A 15,743-nucleotide genomic window follows, 5' to 3' on the forward strand; every position below is an offset into this window, starting at 1 on the left:
CCGGCGTGGCGAAAAATACTCGGGCAGTTGGCCACCCGGTAACAATGGCTCAGCCGTCTTTGGCCCGAGCCGCCTCGAACATGACCGTCACGTCGTCGGAAACCTTCATGGCGCCGATGAACATGGAATACGGCTTGATGCCGAACTCGGACTGGCGGACCTGCGCCTCGCATGTCATCCGCCACGAATCGCCGAGGTCGTCGACCCTCAGCTCCACGACGTGGCGGCGACTCACCCCGTGGATCTCCAGAGTCCCTGTGAGGCGGTACCCGACCGACGACGGCTCCGCCACGTCAGCGCGGAAGCTGATGGTCCGAAACCGGTCCGCGCCCAGCGACTTCAACGCATTGGACCGGGCCAACGTCTTCTCGGGCCCCGACAGCGGGGTGACCCCGCCGTCCCCGCGCAGAACCTCCAGCGAATCGACATCGATGTTCAGATCCACCGACAACGGCTCGTCGCCGGTCCAATTGACCTCCGCGCGCCAGGAATTCAGTGCGATTGTGAGTCGGTGGCCCATCCGCGCGGCGCGGCCGCTGACGCCGGTCTTGATCACCAGCTGACCATCCGAGGCGTCCAACGCCCACGTTGATTTCTGGGCCATCGTGTTACTGCGGAGCAGTCCCCAACGTCACCGAGAGAGTTCTCGTCGCGCCGGCAGGATCCTGATAGGTCAGCGTGACTTTGTCTCCGGGCGCCTTCGATCGGACCGCGGCAACCAACGCGTCGGCGCTGTCGATCGCGCGCTCGTCGACCTTGGTGACCACGGCTCCGCTTGGGATGCCGGCCGACGCGGCCGGGCCGTCGCCGGTGACGCCCATGATCCTGGCACCGTGCGTGGTCGCATCACTTCCGACCCGTACGCCGAGTGACGCGTGCGTGGCCTTGCCGGAGGTGACGAGCTGGTCGGCGATGCGCTTGGCTTGATCGATGGGTATCGCGAAGCCGAGTCCGATCGATCCGGCTTCGCCGGCGGCGCGGCTGTCGGCGTCCACGGTGGCGATGGCCGAATTCATGCCGACCAGCGTGCCGCTCATATCGACGAGCGCGCCGCCGGAGTTTCCGGGATTGATCGCGGCGTCGGTCTGAATGGCATCGAGCACCGTGTTCTGGTTATCGGCCTCACCGACGGTCGACACCGGGCGGTTGAGCGCGCTGATGATCCCGGTGGTGACGGTGCCTGTCAGGCCAAGGGGTGAACCCACCGCGACGACGCTCTGGCCGACGTGCAGATTTGCCGACGACCCGATGGTGATCGGCGTGAGACCGGAGACGTTCTCGGCGCGAACGACGGCGATGTCGGTGGTCGGGTCCGCCGCGACCTTGGCGAATGTGGTTGTCCTGCCGTCGCTGAACGTCACCGAGGAGTCGGTCTTGCCGCCGGCACTGGAATCGGGCACCGAGACCACGTGATTGTTGGTCATGATCAGGCCGTCGGCATTGAGAATGATGCCGGAGCCTTCGGCGGACTTGTTTCCCAATTTCGTTTCGAGTTTCACCACGCTGGGCACGACCTTGGCGGCGACCTGCTCGACAGATCCGGGCTGAAAGCGTTGCGGTGGGCTGCTGTTCGCAGGCGCGGTGACAAAGCTGCTGATCATCGAGTGAGGCGAACGGACCGTCAGCGCGACCACGCCTCCGAGCGCGGCGGACACCACGCAGAGAACCAATGCGCCCACGATTAGCCATGACGCGCGACCGCGTTTAGGTGCTTTCGGCAAAACATTTGGCGCAGTGGGCATTTCACCAGCAACGCCGCGGTCTTGCGGCTGCGGAGGATAGCCCCAGTCGTACGGCTGCCGGTAGCCGGCGTGAGGCGGGCGCGGATCCGGATGCCGCCAGCGCCAGTCGGGGGACCCGGGTCCATCAGGGCCTGGCGCGTACCCCGGATCGTTCGCCATGTCCTCTAGTGTCCTCCCCGCCCGTCACTTGACGCAGGGCGCCTTATCCATCGTCATACGGGTGAGATCCGTTGGTGCGGGTGCTTGTGTGCCGGTGGCGGTCGCTGACACGGTAGCCACGGGAGTCGACGACGTCGTCGTCGCCGCGCTGCTACCGGTGGTCTCCGTTCCCGACGCGAAGTCGCTGCTCGGGAAGTCGGTACCGATCGTCAGCTCCACACTATCTGCGGCTACGGATTCTGACGCGGTCGCGGTCATGTTCAGCTCACGGGCCAGCGCCTCGGCCGCTTCCTGCGCGCCGGACCCGTACGTGACCGTGCTTTCGTCGGCCACGGTGTCCGCTGTCGTGATGTCCCCTGGCTCAAAGCCTTTTTTGGTCTGCGCGGCCAGCACCCGGGTGGCCAAACCGTAGTACTCCGAAGCGTTGACGACGTTCAGGACGATGCCGCTCGTCGTCGTCGCGGCCGCGTTGTCCACCGACGACGACGAACTTCCGGCCGTGCTGCTCGACGACGGCTTGGGTGATTCACCGTTGACAAGATGGCGCACGATCGAGCGGATGGTCGGCACGTCGACGGTGTTGATGTCCTCACCGAGGGAGTCTCGGCTGAATCCCGTGATCGGCAGCGTGAACAGGGAGATGCCCCGGCTGGTGAACGACGGCGCGTCTTTGAGGAACGCCGGCAGGTTGAACCCGGAGTCCACCGCGATGTTCTGGCGGGCGACGTCGAGCAGCTTGTTCAGGTCACTTGTCTTCGATAACGATCCGCCGTGCTGCAGCGCCGACAGCAGCGACACGATGAACGCCTGCTGGCGTCGGGTCCGGTCCAGGTCGGTGAACATCAGCTCGTCGTTGACATCGCGCCTCTGTCGGACGAAGGCCATGGCCTGGGAGGCATTGATCTGCTGGGTGCCCTTGTGAAAGTCGGCGCCGGAAAACGTGTCCTTGGTGTCTTCGTTGAGGCACACCGTGATCGGCTGGACCACCTGGGCGATCTCGAAGAATGCCACCAGGGTGACTTCGATGAAGTGGTCGATCGGGATCCCGAGGAGATTGCGAACGGTATTGATCTGAGCTTTGCGGCCGACCTCGCGTGCTTTCTGCTCGTTGACCGTCGGGTCGTCGTCTGTGCTTTTGGAGCTGGACTTCTTGGCCATCGAGTCCATCGCGTTCTGGTAGGCCATCCCGTAGGCCTGCTTGACCTTGCCCTTGCAACTCGAGGTGGGGCATCCGGCGAGGTCGACGAAGTCGTCGCGGGGGATCGAAATCGCGGTGATCGGACCATTGCCCGCGGGGATGTGCACCACGATCAGCACGTTCGAGTTGTATCCGCCCGTGGTTTCGTCACCGGCGTGCAACGCGTCGTAGATTTCCTGCGGCAAGGGGTTGCCATGCTCGTCGAGCCGGCTGTCCAGTCCCATGATCAGGATGTTCTGCTCACCACCGGATGAGCCAGGATCGCCCTCCAGCGCCTGCGAGGTGGTGATGCCGGTGAACATGTCGTGCGTTTTCACCCATCCGAACCCGGTGACCACGATCATGCCGACCGCGACCAGGGAAATCAGTGCCTGCGCGCCCCTCAGCAGCCGGCGCCTCACCGCCCGCTCGGGGAGGCGATGGCGCGGCTGGTGTCGATGAGGCCGGCTGTCCCGACCCCCAGATCGGTGTGCCGGGCTGGTCATGATTCCCAAGAATTATCCCTGACGCAAGCCAATGCGCGCTGCGAGCGTGATCAAGGCCTCTTCTACCCTGGTGGCAGCGGTGCCGCTACCGCTCCGGCGACGCCAAAAGGGGAGAACGGGTTGATTCTCAGCAGGCTAGGCGCGCCGCTCGCGCTTGTCGCGATCATGGGCTCGCTCGGTGGCTGCGCGCATGGCACGTCGTCCGCGCCGACGGTCGCCGCGCCTACGACAGTCCGAGCCACCGCGATGGACGAGACGACGGTGTCTGGACCCCCCGGCGCACAGCCCAGGCTGTCGTCAGACCCCGTGAAGCTTGCTGACGACCTCATTGCCGATGAGCAGGCTCTTCGCGACGCGGCGACGTCGGACGCAGCGCTGTCAGCGGCGGCGCGACGTCAACAGGCGGCCTACCGCGCCATCGGGCGCCACCCCGAGTGGGACGCGGTCGTGCGTTCCCGAATGCCCTCGTCGCTGAGTGAGGTTTACGCCCGCAATGTCGACGCCCGCCGGCAACTCGCCGCGATGGCGCACACGCGAGACACGCTTCCCGCGTGGCGGATCGAGCCGCCAGCGCCGGCCGGTGACCTGCTGGGCTACTACCACGACGCCGAAGCGGCGACGGGCGTCGGCTGGAATTATCTGGCTGCGATCAACCTGATCGAGACGAGGCTGGGCAGCATCAACGGCGTGAGTACCGCCGGCGCCGAGGGCCCGATGCAGTTCCTGCCCGCGACATTCGCGGCGTACGGCGACGGAGGCGATATTCACTCGCCGCGCGACAGCATCATGGCCGCCGGCCGGTTTCTCGCGGCGAACGGCTTTGCCGCTGATCGCGATCGCGCGGTCTTCGCCTACAACCACGCGGCTCAATACGTCCGAGCGGTCGACGACTACGCGGCGCTGATTGCGGCCGATCCGGCGGTGTTCGGTACCTACTACCGTTGGGAGGTCTACTGCTATACGACCGCCGGTGACGTGCTGCTGCCGATCGGCTTTGCCGCGGACGCACCGATTCCAGTCGACACATACGTGGCGTCTCACCCGCAGTAAGTCAGGGCCTTGAAAGGTCGCCGGTGAGGTACCGCTGCAAGGTCGGCGCAACCGCGTCGACCAGGGCGTCTACCTCCATCGAGTGGATCGGTTCGGAGCGCACGGCGTAGCGCATGATGCCGATGCCGACGAGCGCCGACGCGCACAGCGACGCGCGCAGCTTGACCTTGTCCGCCCCAAGCCGCTTGATGATCGGGCTGAACACCGGAACGGTCAGGCTCTTCTCGACGATGTCGACCGTCTTGGCCATGCCGGTCGTGGCCATCGCACTGGCGGCGAATGGTCCGCCACCTGCCAGGTCCCACGTGGTGATCAGCATGTGCAGGGTGGTCCGGCCGGACTGGTTGACACTGCCCGCGACGATTCGATCGATGAAGCCTCGGGTAGTCCCGGGCAGGCGTAGCAATCGCGATACCGGATCGCTTCGCTGCTGCTCGTCTGCCACAACGCCAGAATCGCCGCGCATCCGGCTGCAGTCAATTCTGACACTCGGTAGCGTCGTGACATGGTAAATCCGACCGTTGGCGTCGAGGAAGAGTTTCTGCTCGTCGACCCCGAGTCCGGTGAGCCCGTCCCGGTGAATCGTGTTGTGGCGCAAGAGGCCAAGACGCGTGGTGTCGACCTCCAGCTGGAACTGACCAGCTGCCAGGTGGAGACGACGTCGGACGTCGCGGACACTAGTGACGAACTTCGGTCTGACCTGACTCGTATGCGCAGCATCGCTGCGGAGTCCGCATCCGCGTGTGGCGCAAGGCTGTTGGCCGTCGGCTTGCCGCCTTCTGTGCCACACCAGTTCCCGATCACCGACACCCCGCGGTACAGCAAGATCGCCGACAGCTTCGGCATGATCGCCCACGAACAAGGCATCTGCGGCTGCCACGTCCATGTCGCGGTGCCCGATCGCGGCGCGGCGATCCACGTGAGCAATTGGCTGCGGCCATGGCTGCCGCTGTTGGTCGCGCTCAGCGCCAACTCCGCGATCTATCGCGGTGCCGAGTCCGGGTATGCGAGCTGGCGCAGCATCCTGTGGGCCCGGTGGCCAAGTGCCGGGCCGCCGCCGTACTTCGAATCTGTCGACGACTACGACGCCACCGTCGACATGCTGATGGACACAGGTGCGATCCTCGACGACGGCATGGTCTATTGGGATGTTCGGCCGTCGTCGCAGTTCCCGACGATCGAGGTCCGCGGTGCCGACGTGCCGCTGACGGTCTCCGAGACGGTGCTGCTCGCGACGTTGATCCGCGCGGCGGTGATGACCGCCCTTGACGAGTTGGAGAGTGGCCTACCTCCAGTAAGGGTGGCCGCGGAGACTCTGCGGGCGGCCTATTGGAAGGCGGCCCGAGAAGGTTTGAGCGGAAGTGCAATTGATCTCGCAGGCGGGTGTCGGTCGGCGCCGACACGTCGTCTGCTCGAGGGTTTCGTCACGCGCATTGGCCCGGCGTTGGACCGGTTGGGCGAGCACTCCCATGTGCGGGACGAGCTGAACCGGATCGTCGTCGCGGGCAACGGCGCCATGCGGCAGATACGCGCGTGGCGCCGACGAGGCGAGATATCCGACGTCATCGGCGAAGTCGCCGAGGCAACGCTTTCTTGACCGTCACGGCCACGCTCGTGCCGCCGCAGCGAGCCCGTGCACGAGCGCAGAGGTGGCCGGCGACAGGCCGTCGCCGAGCGAGGCTTGTCCGAGCGACCATCCAGCACAGCGGGGGAGCTGGCTGCGAGGGCTGATTCCCCGTACGCGGGAAGACAATTCGAGCTGCACCCCGCCATTGCGCGCCTGATTCACCGGGTTGTCAGGATGCATGCCCCGCAGTTCCGCCGGAATCGCGTCCAGGTCGGTGACGAGGTGGTAGCCCGGAAGGTCGATGTGCCGCGTGAGGTGGGCCGCCAGCTCGCGGTTGCGGCCTCCGGCCAGCAGCTGGGTACTGCGCCCGATCCTGCCATAACCGTGCAGCGACACCACCACGTCTACATGCTCGAGAAACTCTGCGAGAGTGGACGATTCCGCTGCGCGGAACTTGGAAGACGACAAGTGATGCGGGTACCGGTCGGGGTGGCGGACCACATACACGGACGCATCTGCGGCGTAGGCCGCGCGCTCGGCGATCACGTCGGTCATCTGTTCGAGGCCGCCACCGTGAATGGCCAGGAAGCCGAAGCGGGATCGCAACCGGCTCTCCTCGACGACGCCGGGAAACTGCAACAAATCTGAGAATGTCTGCGGCCCAGTGTTTTTTGATGCCAATGGATGCGGCCAATGTGCTGGATCCCAGCGGCGGAGGAATTCGATCCAGCGGTGCGGTAGCCCGTGGTGGACGGCGCCGTCAATGATCCGCTCCAGGTACCCCGGCCGTGGCGGCCCAGGCTCGACACGGTGGTCGATGTACACCCACGCGTCGGCGGGGCCGTGCGCGGAGTGAATCGTCAGCCGGTCACGGCGGTACCGCACCGGAACTCCCTCGGCGCTGTCCAGCGTCGCGAGGTCATGGTCGGACACGTTCCACAGCACCCCGTGCACCTCTGTGCCCGCGAACTTCTCGACTGTGGCGACCCCGCGCTCGTTGATCAGCCAGGTGTGGTCGGAGAGCATCGCGGGCCGGGGGTTGGTGGCGCCGGGGCAGCGTCGCGCCATCTGCCTGACGCACAGGTTCGAGCCGTAGGCGAAATAGGTGTGCATCCTCTCCCTTTTGCTCCTCGCGTCCTCTCCCTTTTGCTCCTCGCGTCCGCGTCAGCCCGCCACGGTCAGGTACAACAACCCCACATTCAGCAGACTAATAAGCCCGGCGACCAACCAGCCCAGCAGCGTCGTCACCCGGTGGTTCACGTCCTCACCCATCAGCGTCGCGTCGCTGGTCAGCCGCACCAGCGGTATCAGCGCGAACGGAATGCCGAAAGACAACACCACCTGGGAAAACACGAGTGCGCGGGTGGGGTCGACGCCGATCGCCAAAATGATCAGCGCGGGGATCAGCGTGACGAGACGGCGCAGCACAAGGGGAATCGCGCGGTGCAGCAGACCGGCCATGATCATCGCGCCGGCGTAGGCGCCCACCGAAGTCGACGCCAGACCCGACGCGAGCAGACCGATCGCGAAGAACAGCGCGACCGTCGGGCCCAGGGTGTCCCGCACGGCGGCGTGGGCGCCTTCGATGGTGTCAGTGTCCTTGCGGCCCTGCAGATTCGTGGCGGCAACAAGAAGCATGGCCATGTTGATCGTGCCCGCGACCACCATCGCCAACCCGACGTCCCATTTCGTCATGCGCAGCAGCAGTGCGCGTCGGGGTCCCTCGGGATGGCCGTGTCGATCGCGGGTCAGTCCCGAGTGGAGATAGACGGCGTGGGGCATCACGGTCGCTCCGAGCATCGCCGTGGCGAGCAGAACGCTGTCGGTGCCGTGAAAGCGCGGAACGACCCCGCCCAGAACCTGGTCGGGCGATGGCGGGTTGACGAACAGGCTGGTGAGGAACCCGATGGCGATGACGAGCAGCAGGCCGGTGATCACGCGTTCGAACGTCGACTGGCCGCGCTGGTCCTGAACTACGAGCAACAGCAGCGATACTGCTCCGGTGATCGCGCCGCCGACCAGCAGCGGCAAATCGAACAGCAGGTACAGCGCGAGGGCCCCGCCCACGACCTCGGCGAGATCGGTTGCCATCGCTACTAATTCGGCTTGCGCCCAGTATGCGAGCCGGGTCGGCCGACGCATCCGCGCGCCGATCGCCTGCGGCAGCGACTGCCCGGTGACGAGCCCGAGTTTCGCCGAGAGGTACTGCACCAGACCGGCCATTACGTTCGCGAGCAGAATCACCCACACCAGCAGGAAACCGAACTTCGCCCCGGCGGTGACATTGGCCGCGACGTTGCCGGGGTCCACGTACGCGATGGCGGCGACGAACGCCGGGCCGAGCAGGAGCCAGTTCCGTCGCAGACCGACGTCCTGGTGCTGCTCCACCGCCAATGTCGCCCCTTAGGTCTTCCGGCACGCGAATAAAAAACTTAGGTTAGCCGAAAAGACTCGCGGGAGACGAATAACAGGGCTTGTGGACCAGGTCGGTGCCTACCTGCCCCTGCCACCGCCAAGGCTGATCGTGATGCCGGAGCCCCAGAAAGGCCATCCGAACGGGTAGTTGTTCGTGACGCCGGGCGAAGTGTTGATCTGTGTGCTGCCGTTGGTTTCACACACTGTGGTGGTGGGCCCGGTGTTGGTGCATTCCGGAACAGCCGCGGCCGGAGGCGCGGCGGCGAGGGACAGGCAAACTGCGACGGTTGCGAAGACGGCTGCGGAGGGGCGAAGTGCCGACATGGTGATCGATTCTCTGAAGTAGCGGCCGGTCCCCGACCGTACCGTCAGCATACGCTCAGGGAACCGCCCAGCCACCGATTCCGACGACGGGATAACCCGGGTAGAGCCACGGCTCCTCGAGGAACGGACCCGTGTTGATGCTGACGTTCGGCGACGTGTTGATCGACGTGTGGGTGCCGCGCTCGCACTGCATCGTCTGCGGCGCAATCATTCCGCAATGGGGCAGGGCCGCCGCCACCGGCGCGGTCGCTATCGAAGCGATCCCGACTGCGCCGAATGCGACGGCCAAGCCCACCCGGTAGCCCCGCACGGTCAGCTCCTACCGGTGGTTGGGGCTGCCCGCATCGCCGCTGCCCTCGTTGTAAGGCACCGGATACGGTCCGGGGTAATACCCGCTGTCGCCGAAGGTCTCATCCCAGTAAGGCAGTGTGAAATCGCCCGCCGGCGGTGTCGCGTTGATCTCGGTATTGCCCGGCGATGAACACGTGGTCGAACCGCCGACGGTGGTGCAGGAGGGCTCCGCTGCGGCGGCGGGCGCGCCGCACACCGCCGCTATCGCGCCGGCGGCCATCAGATACCGCAGTCGAATTCGCATGATTTCCTTTCGCCGACCCCACGTAATTACGGACTGTACAACCCCTTCCCAGTAATTAGCTGCAAGTCGAGCGTGGTTCGAATTCCCGGCTCGGCGAGCACGACTGCGGGGATCGCGTTGACGACGCGCATCGCGGTCGCCACCAAACCTGCGTGGTTGTGGTCGCCGTTGGGGCTGCCGAGGCAGATGTCCATCGCATACGACGGCTCGCCGGTGATCTCCACGCGGTAGGAGCCTCCCGGCTGCGCCGGTTGCGGCCAATCCGGCTGCAGGTCTTCGCGAAGCCTCGTCACGTGCTCGACCACCACTGCTGGCCTTTCGTCGACGAGGCCACGCACCTCGAACCGCAGCGCCGCCGCCGTGCCCTTCGCGATCAATCCTGCCGCGATCTGGAAGTCCTCAGGGGCCGGCTCGCGATAGTAGACCTCGACGACCTCGTCCAGTTCGATGCCCAAACCCGCTGCGATCTGACGCAGCACCGACCCCCACGCCATGCTCAACACCCCGGGCTGCAACAGGATTGGCGTTTCGTCCAACGGCTTGCCGAATCCCATGATGTCGAACATCACCGTGGCGCTGTCGTAGGTCGCGTAGTCGACGATCTCCATGCAACGGATCTGCTGGATGCTCTGGCAGGTGCCTGCGAGGGCCAGCGGCAGCAGGTCGTTGGCGAAGCCCGGGTCGATTCCGTTGACGAAGAGGGATGAATTACCCAGTCGCGCAGCTTCTTCGAGCGGCGCGATCATCTCATCGGTGATGACCTGCCACGGGTACTGCAGGAACACCGGTCCCGTGCCCACCACGTTGATGCCGGCCTCAAGCAGCCGCCGATAGTCTTCGAGCGCTTCGAGCAGCCGGTGGTCGGCCAGCGCGGTGTAGACCGCGCAGTCAGGCTGGGCCTCAATGATTTCCGCGAGGTCGTCGGTGGCTTTGATGCCAGTGGGCGCGTCCGAGCCGATGAGCTCGGCCGCGTCGCGGCCTGCCTTTTCCGCCGACGACACCCAGACTGCGGTGAGTTCGAACTGCGGGTTGCTCAGAATGCCGGCGAGCGCATGCCGGCCGACATTGCCTGTGCCGATTTGGGCGACTCGTATTGTCATCGTGGTCCTTTACAGGTCAGGGATCGGCAGTTCGAGGTTGGGCATGATGAGGCCGCCATCCACCTCGAGTGTCTTGCCAGTGAGATAGGCACCGGCGGGTGACGCCAAATACACTGCGGCAGCTGCGATGTCAGCAGGCTCACCCAGCCGGCGCATCGGCGTCGCGGTCTCCAGCTGGGTCCGCATGTCGTCGTTGCTCGCCACGATGTCGAGAGCCGAGGTGAGGATCGATCCCGGGGCGATCGCGTTGACCCGTATCCGTGGGCATAGGTCCAGCGCGGCCAGCCGGGTGTAGTGCGCCAGCGCCGCTTTCGCGGTTCCGTACGCCGCAAACCCACGGCCGGGCAGCCTGCCCATCGTCGAGGTGATGTTGATAGCGCTGCCGCCGTTGGCGGTTTCCAGCATCAGCGGCACCGCTGCGGTGAGCAGCGCGTGGGCCGTCAGCACATTGAACGTGAACGCGCTTCGGAGATCTTTCGTGCTGGTGGTCAGCAAGGTGTTCGGCATCGTCCCGCCGACGTTGTTCACGACGATGTCGAGGCGAGAGAACTCGTCGACGGCGGTCTGCGCCAACGCCGCGGTGGCGTCGGTGTCCGCGAGATCGGCGACGACGACATGCGCGCGCCTGCCGAGTCCGCGGACCTGTTCGGCGACGTCGTTGAGCTCGCTTTCGGTGCGCGAGGCGATGACGACGTCAGCGCCCACTTCAGCGAACGCGAGTGCGATAGCGGCTCCGAGTCCACGCCCGGCGCCCGTGATGACTGCGACCTGATCGTCCAGCCGGAATCTGTCAAGGATCACTCCGGCAGACTAGCCCCGCCGCCGCGAGCTATTTCTTCGCAGCCTTGCTTGCGGCTTTCTTGGCGGGTGCCTTCTTGGCTGCTGATTTCTTGGCAGGCGCTTTTTTGGCCGCGGTCTTCTTGGCGGGTGCCTTCTTCGCCGTTGACTTGGTCGCAGACGATCCGGAACCCTCGCGACGCTTGCGCACACTGGCCTCGAGCTTGGCCAGCAGATCGGAGACGTCGTCGGTGGCGTCGAGCTCCTTGGGAGCCTGCTCCTCGGTGGGAAAAGCTTCGCCCCCTTCGAGTTTCGCCTGTACCAACTCGTGCAGCTGCTCCTGATAGTCGTCGCGGAACTCGTCCGGCTTGAAATCGGCGGCCATCGACTCGACCACCTGCTCGGCCATCTTCAGTTCGGCCGGCTTGACGTCAACCTTCGCATCCAGCGAGGGGAAGTCGGGATCGCGAATCTCGTCGGGCCACAGCAATGTGTGAATGACCATCACGTCGCGCTTGCTGAAGTCCTTGACCCGCAACGCCGCAAGCCGCGTCTTGTTGCGCAGCGCGAAATGCACGATCGCGACCCGGTCGGTGCTGGCCAGTGTCTTGGCCAGCAGCACGTAGGACTTGGTCGACTTGGAATCAGGCTCGAGATAGTAGCTGCGGTCGTACATGATCGGGTCGAGTTCGCTGGCCGGGACGAATTCCATGACCTCGATCTCGCGGCTGCGCTCCTCGGGCAACGTGCTCAAGTCTTCGTCGGTGATGATCACCGTCTGGCCGTCGTCGGACTCGTACGCCCGGGCGATGTCGCGGTATTCGACCACTTCGCCGCATATCTCGCAGACCCGCTTGTAGCGGATGCGGCCGTTGTCCTTGGCGTGAACCTGATGGAACTTCACGTCATGGTCCTCGGTGGCGCTGTACACCTTCACCGGGACATTCACCAACCCGAAGGAAAGTGAGCCCTTCCAGATGGAACGCATAACGCCAGTATGCCCGGTATACCGTGGTTGGACGTTCACAGGCACCCTCGGGAGGGAACTCCGGCTCCATGGCGCGCATACCCCACGTGTGGCCTCCTGAGGACGAGCCTGGCCCGCATGTAGCGCTGACCAACGCCGAGAAGGTGCTGTATCCGGCGACAGGAACCACCAAGGAAGAGGTGTTCGGGTACTACGTGAGCGTCGCGGAGTACATGCTGCCGCACATCGCGGGCCGGCCCGCCACCCGCAAGCGGTGGCCGAACGGCGTGGAGGAGTCGTCGTTCTTCGAGAAGCAGCTGGCGTCGTCGGCGCCGGACTGGCTCGACCGCGCCACCATCGAGCACAGCTCGGGTGACACCACCTACCCGATCATCGACAGCCCCGCCGCGCTGGCGTGGATCGGCCAGCAGGCGGCACTGGAAGTGCATGTGCCGCAATGGCAGTTTGTGAAGCAGAAGCCCGGTCCGGCGACGCGTGTGGTGTTCGATCTCGACCCGGGGCCAGACGTGCAGATGGCCCAGGTGGCCGAAGTCGCTCGCGAGATCCGAGATATGTTGGCGGACATCGGCCTTAGCACCTATCCGGTGACCAGCGGCAGCAAGGGGATGCATCTGTACATTCCGCTGGACAGCCCCCTGAGTTCGCGGGGTGCAACCACGTTGGCGAAGAAGGTGGCCCAACAGCTCGAGGCGGCCTCGCCGAAGACGGTGACCTCGACCATGACCAAAAGCGTTCGCAAAGGCAAGGTCTTCGTCGACTGGAGCCAGAACAGCGGGTCCAAGACGACGATCGCGCCGTACTCGTTGCGCGGACGGCCCGAGCCGACCGTGGCGGCGCCGCGCACCTGGGAGGAACTCGACGACCCGGATCTGCGGCACTTGCGGTTCGACGAGGTATTGCAGAGGGTCGCACGGGATGGTGATCTGCTGGCGCCGTTGGACGCTGCGGAGACCGACCGGCTCTCCAAATACCGGAGCATGCGTGACGCGTCGAAGACCCCGGAACCCGTTCCGAAGTCAAAGCCGAAGCCGGGCAACGGCAATCGGTTCGTCATCCAGGAGCACCACGCCAGACGCCTGCATTACGACCTGCGACTCGAACGCGACGGGGTGCTGGTCAGCTGGGCGGTGCCGAAGAACCTGCCGGAGACGCCGTCGGTGAACCACCTCGCGGTGCATACCGAGGATCATCCCTTGGAGTACCTGACGTTCGAAGCGACCATCCCGAAGGGCGAGTACGGCGCCGGCAAGATGGTCATCTGGGACACGGGTACCTATGAGGCGGAGAAATTCCGTGACAACGAAGTGATCATGACCCTTCACGGAGAACGGATTTCGGGCCGCTACGCGCTGATCCAGACCAACGGCGACCAGTGGTTGGCGCACCGGATGAAGGATCAGGAGTCGCCGACCGTCAAGGACCTCGCCCCGATGCTGGCCACCCTCGGCTCCGTCGACCGGCTGACGCACACCGAATGGGCTTTCGAGGGCAAGTGGGACGGATACCGGCTTCTCGTCGACGCCGATCACGGTGAGATGCGGCTGATTTCGCGCAGCGGCCGCGATGTCACCCGCGAATACCCGGGTCTGCAAGTAGTGGTCGACGCGCTGAGCGATCACGGCGTCGTCCTCGACGGCGAAGTCGTCGCACTCGACGACTCCGGCGTGCCGAGTTTCTCCGAGATGCAGAACCGTGCGCGCGCAACACGAATCGAGTTCTGGGCCTTTGATGTCCTGCAACTCGACGGCAGGTCGTTGCTGCGGGCGAAGTACCGCGACAGGCGACGCGTGCTGGAAGCACTGGCTGAGGACCGCGACGAGCTCATCGTTCACGAACTGCTGTCCGGGGATGGTGACGACGCGCTTGAGCAGTCCCGCAGCCGTCGGTGGGAGGGCGTCGTCGCCAAGCGCTGGGATTCCACCTATCAGCCGGGCCGGCGCTCACGCTCGTGGATCAAGGCCAAGAACTGGAAGACGCAGGAGGTCGTGATCGGAGGCTGGCGCGAGGGCACCGGCGGGCGCACGAGCCGCATCGGCGCGCTGATGATGGGCATCCCCGAGGACGGCGGCCTGCGGTTCGTCGGCCGCGTCGGTACGGGCTTCACGGACAAGGAGCTCACCAGGCTGAAGAAGACGTTCGCACCGTTGGCCACGGACGAATCACCTTTTACTGAACGGCTTTCCAAGCAGGACGCGGCGGGTGTGACGTTCGTGCGGCCCGAGCTCGTCGGCGAGGTGCGCTACGGCGAATGGACCGGGGACGGGCGGCTGCGCCACCCGAGCTGGCGCGGTCTTCGGCCGGACAAGTCACCGGACGAGGTCGTCGTCGAACAGACCTGACCGCCGGCCATCAGCGCGAACCGTCGATCGCTTCCTGCATTCCCCGGGTCGCCAGCACGTCGGCCAACTCGTTGTCGGCGACACCCGAGTGTCCCTTCACCCAGAACCACTCGACTTGGTGTCGCGCACAGGCCATCCGGAGCCGCCTCCACAGGTCGGCATTCTTCACTGGCTGCTTCGCGGCGGTCATCCAGCCGTTGCGTTCCCAGCCGAGCACCCATTTGGTGATGCCGTTGCGGACGTAGGTGCTGTCGGTGTACAGATGCACCGCAACGGGTCTGGTGAGCGCCTCCAGTGCCATGATCGGCGCGGTCAACTCCATCCGGTTATTGCTTGTCGCACCGGACTCGCCGCCGCACATCTCGCGGACATGCTCATGGTGGCGCAATACCGCGCCCCAGCCGCCGGGGCCGGGGTTGGGTCTGCACCCGCCATCGGTGTGGATGACGACGACATCCTCGGTCATGACGCCGAGGATAGGCACCTCGATTGGCGAGTCGGCTCAGCGACGCGCGGAGATCATTGCGGTCCGGACCGACATGCCGAGGTCATGATGGCGGAGTGTGGTGATCCGACGTCCGGGCTGCACCGCGTCCTTGACAGGCGTTGTGCGGTCACCGAAGAACGAGGCGGTCGTGTCGATGTCCACGACGACGTACGTGATTCCCCAGAGTGTGGATGGCCCCTCGCTCGCCGTGTCCGGAGAGCCGACGACCTCGACGATCACCTCCCCGAACCGGAAGAAGATCTGGCGGATCTGACGTCCGCCGAGCTCGCCGTCCCGTTCCCGGCGCGGGTCCACACCGACAGCGGCAAGCGATGCGACCGTCCTATCCAGGTCAGGTGACAACAGCACGACGTGGTCGATCGCGATGACGCCGTTCGCGTGCTCGGCGGGCGCTGCAGGGGCGGCGGCAGACGGCATCGGGGTCGACGCTGAACCCGGCTCGCGTCCAGGCGTCCGCTGGGTCAGCGACCTCGAACTCGTCGACGGTGATCGTCAT

The 15,743-nt window shown here is 65.4% G+C and carries 16 protein-coding genes and 1 pseudogene; 3 read left to right on the forward strand and 14 right to left on the reverse strand.

The window, feature by feature from the left end; genetic code table 11:
• Positions 1 to 49: 49 nt before the first annotated feature.
• The 3 genes from QOH60_RS01935 to QOH60_RS01945 are packed head-to-tail and all read right to left on the reverse strand — an operon-like array spanning position 50 to position 3,500.
• On the reverse strand, positions 50 to 604 hold the full coding sequence (locus QOH60_RS01935) for a YceI family protein (RefSeq protein WP_526416529.1): 555 nt from the start codon (positions 602 to 604) through the stop codon (positions 50 to 52).
• Between the two features lie 4 nt (positions 605 to 608).
• Positions 609 to 1,901 carry a S1C family serine protease gene (locus QOH60_RS01940; protein WP_526416531.1) on the reverse strand — a complete coding sequence of 431 codons (1,293 nt, stop codon included), beginning with the start codon at positions 1,899 to 1,901 and terminating at the stop codon, positions 609 to 611.
• Positions 1,902 to 1,925: 24 nt separating this feature from the next.
• Positions 1,926 to 3,500: an LCP family protein gene (locus tag QOH60_RS01945; protein ID WP_526416533.1), complete on the reverse strand. Its 1,575-nt coding sequence runs from the start codon at positions 3,498 to 3,500 to the stop codon at positions 1,926 to 1,928.
• Between the two features lie 249 nt (positions 3,501 to 3,749).
• On the opposite strand from QOH60_RS01945, the gene QOH60_RS01950 reads away from it, so the two are divergent.
• Positions 3,750 to 4,634 (forward strand): lytic transglycosylase domain-containing protein, encoded by an 885-nt coding sequence (locus QOH60_RS01950; protein WP_526416639.1) that lies wholly within the window; start codon positions 3,750 to 3,752, stop codon positions 4,632 to 4,634.
• 1 nt (position 4,635) lies between these two features.
• On the opposite strand, the gene QOH60_RS01955 is transcribed toward QOH60_RS01950, so the two are convergent.
• Positions 4,636 to 5,079 (reverse strand): TetR/AcrR family transcriptional regulator, encoded by a 444-nt coding sequence (locus QOH60_RS01955; RefSeq protein WP_526416535.1) that lies wholly within the window; start codon positions 5,077 to 5,079, stop codon positions 4,636 to 4,638.
• A gap of 60 nt (positions 5,080 to 5,139) precedes the next feature.
• Between QOH60_RS01955 and QOH60_RS01960 the strand changes: the two genes are divergently transcribed.
• The gene (locus QOH60_RS01960; protein WP_526416537.1) at positions 5,140 to 6,231 is read left to right on the forward strand and encodes a carboxylate-amine ligase; all 1,092 of its coding nucleotides are present in this window, start codon (positions 5,140 to 5,142) and stop codon (positions 6,229 to 6,231) included.
• A 3-nt stretch (positions 6,232 to 6,234) separates the two neighbouring features.
• Here QOH60_RS01960 and QOH60_RS01965 read toward each other — a convergent pair whose 3' ends face one another.
• From QOH60_RS01965 to ku, 8 genes are all read right to left on the reverse strand, one after another.
• The gene (locus QOH60_RS01965; RefSeq protein WP_526416539.1) at positions 6,235 to 7,314 is read right to left on the reverse strand and encodes a poly-gamma-glutamate hydrolase family protein; all 1,080 of its coding nucleotides are present in this window, start codon (positions 7,312 to 7,314) and stop codon (positions 6,235 to 6,237) included.
• Positions 7,315 to 7,365: 51 nt separating this feature from the next.
• A complete protein-coding gene (locus QOH60_RS01970; protein ID WP_526416541.1) occupies positions 7,366 to 8,589 on the reverse strand; it encodes an Nramp family divalent metal transporter in 1,224 nt (407 codons plus the stop codon).
• A 105-nt stretch (positions 8,590 to 8,694) separates the two neighbouring features.
• Positions 8,695 to 8,991: a hypothetical protein gene (locus QOH60_RS01975; RefSeq protein WP_526416543.1), complete on the reverse strand. Its 297-nt coding sequence runs from the start codon at positions 8,989 to 8,991 to the stop codon at positions 8,695 to 8,697.
• Positions 8,992 to 8,995: 4 nt separating this feature from the next.
• Positions 8,996 to 9,250 carry a hypothetical protein gene (locus tag QOH60_RS01980; protein WP_526416545.1) on the reverse strand — a complete coding sequence of 85 codons (255 nt, stop codon included), beginning with the start codon at positions 9,248 to 9,250 and terminating at the stop codon, positions 8,996 to 8,998.
• A 9-nt stretch (positions 9,251 to 9,259) separates the two neighbouring features.
• Entirely contained in the window at positions 9,260 to 9,535 is a 276-nt protein-coding gene (locus QOH60_RS01985) for a hypothetical protein (RefSeq protein ID WP_526416547.1), read from the reverse strand.
• Positions 9,536 to 9,561: 26 nt separating this feature from the next.
• On the reverse strand, positions 9,562 to 10,635 hold the full coding sequence (locus QOH60_RS01990; RefSeq protein ID WP_526416549.1) for an NAD(P)H-dependent amine dehydrogenase family protein: 1,074 nt from the start codon (positions 10,633 to 10,635) through the stop codon (positions 9,562 to 9,564).
• 9 nt (positions 10,636 to 10,644) lie between these two features.
• Positions 10,645 to 11,436, reverse strand: a complete 792-nt coding sequence (locus QOH60_RS01995) for an SDR family oxidoreductase (RefSeq protein ID WP_526416551.1) — start codon at positions 11,434 to 11,436, stop codon at positions 10,645 to 10,647.
• 28 nt (positions 11,437 to 11,464) lie between these two features.
• Entirely contained in the window at positions 11,465 to 12,400 is a 936-nt protein-coding gene (ku, locus tag QOH60_RS02000; protein ID WP_526416553.1) for a non-homologous end joining protein Ku, read from the reverse strand.
• A 68-nt stretch (positions 12,401 to 12,468) separates the two neighbouring features.
• On the opposite strand from ku, the gene QOH60_RS02005 reads away from it, so the two are divergent.
• Positions 12,469 to 14,739: an ATP-dependent DNA ligase gene (locus QOH60_RS02005; protein WP_526416555.1), complete on the forward strand. Its 2,271-nt coding sequence runs from the start codon at positions 12,469 to 12,471 to the stop codon at positions 14,737 to 14,739.
• A 10-nt stretch (positions 14,740 to 14,749) separates the two neighbouring features.
• Here QOH60_RS02005 and rnhA read toward each other — a convergent pair whose 3' ends face one another.
• On the reverse strand, positions 14,750 to 15,205 hold the full coding sequence (rnhA, locus tag QOH60_RS02010; RefSeq protein ID WP_526416557.1) for a ribonuclease HI: 456 nt from the start codon (positions 15,203 to 15,205) through the stop codon (positions 14,750 to 14,752).
• 36 nt (positions 15,206 to 15,241) lie between these two features.
• Positions 15,242 to 15,743 (reverse strand): annotated as a pseudogene (locus QOH60_RS02015) (glyoxalase).

Source organism: Mycobacterium sp. (assembly GCF_032159765.1).
Taxonomy (GTDB): Bacteria; Actinomycetota; Actinomycetes; order Mycobacteriales; family Mycobacteriaceae; genus Mycobacterium.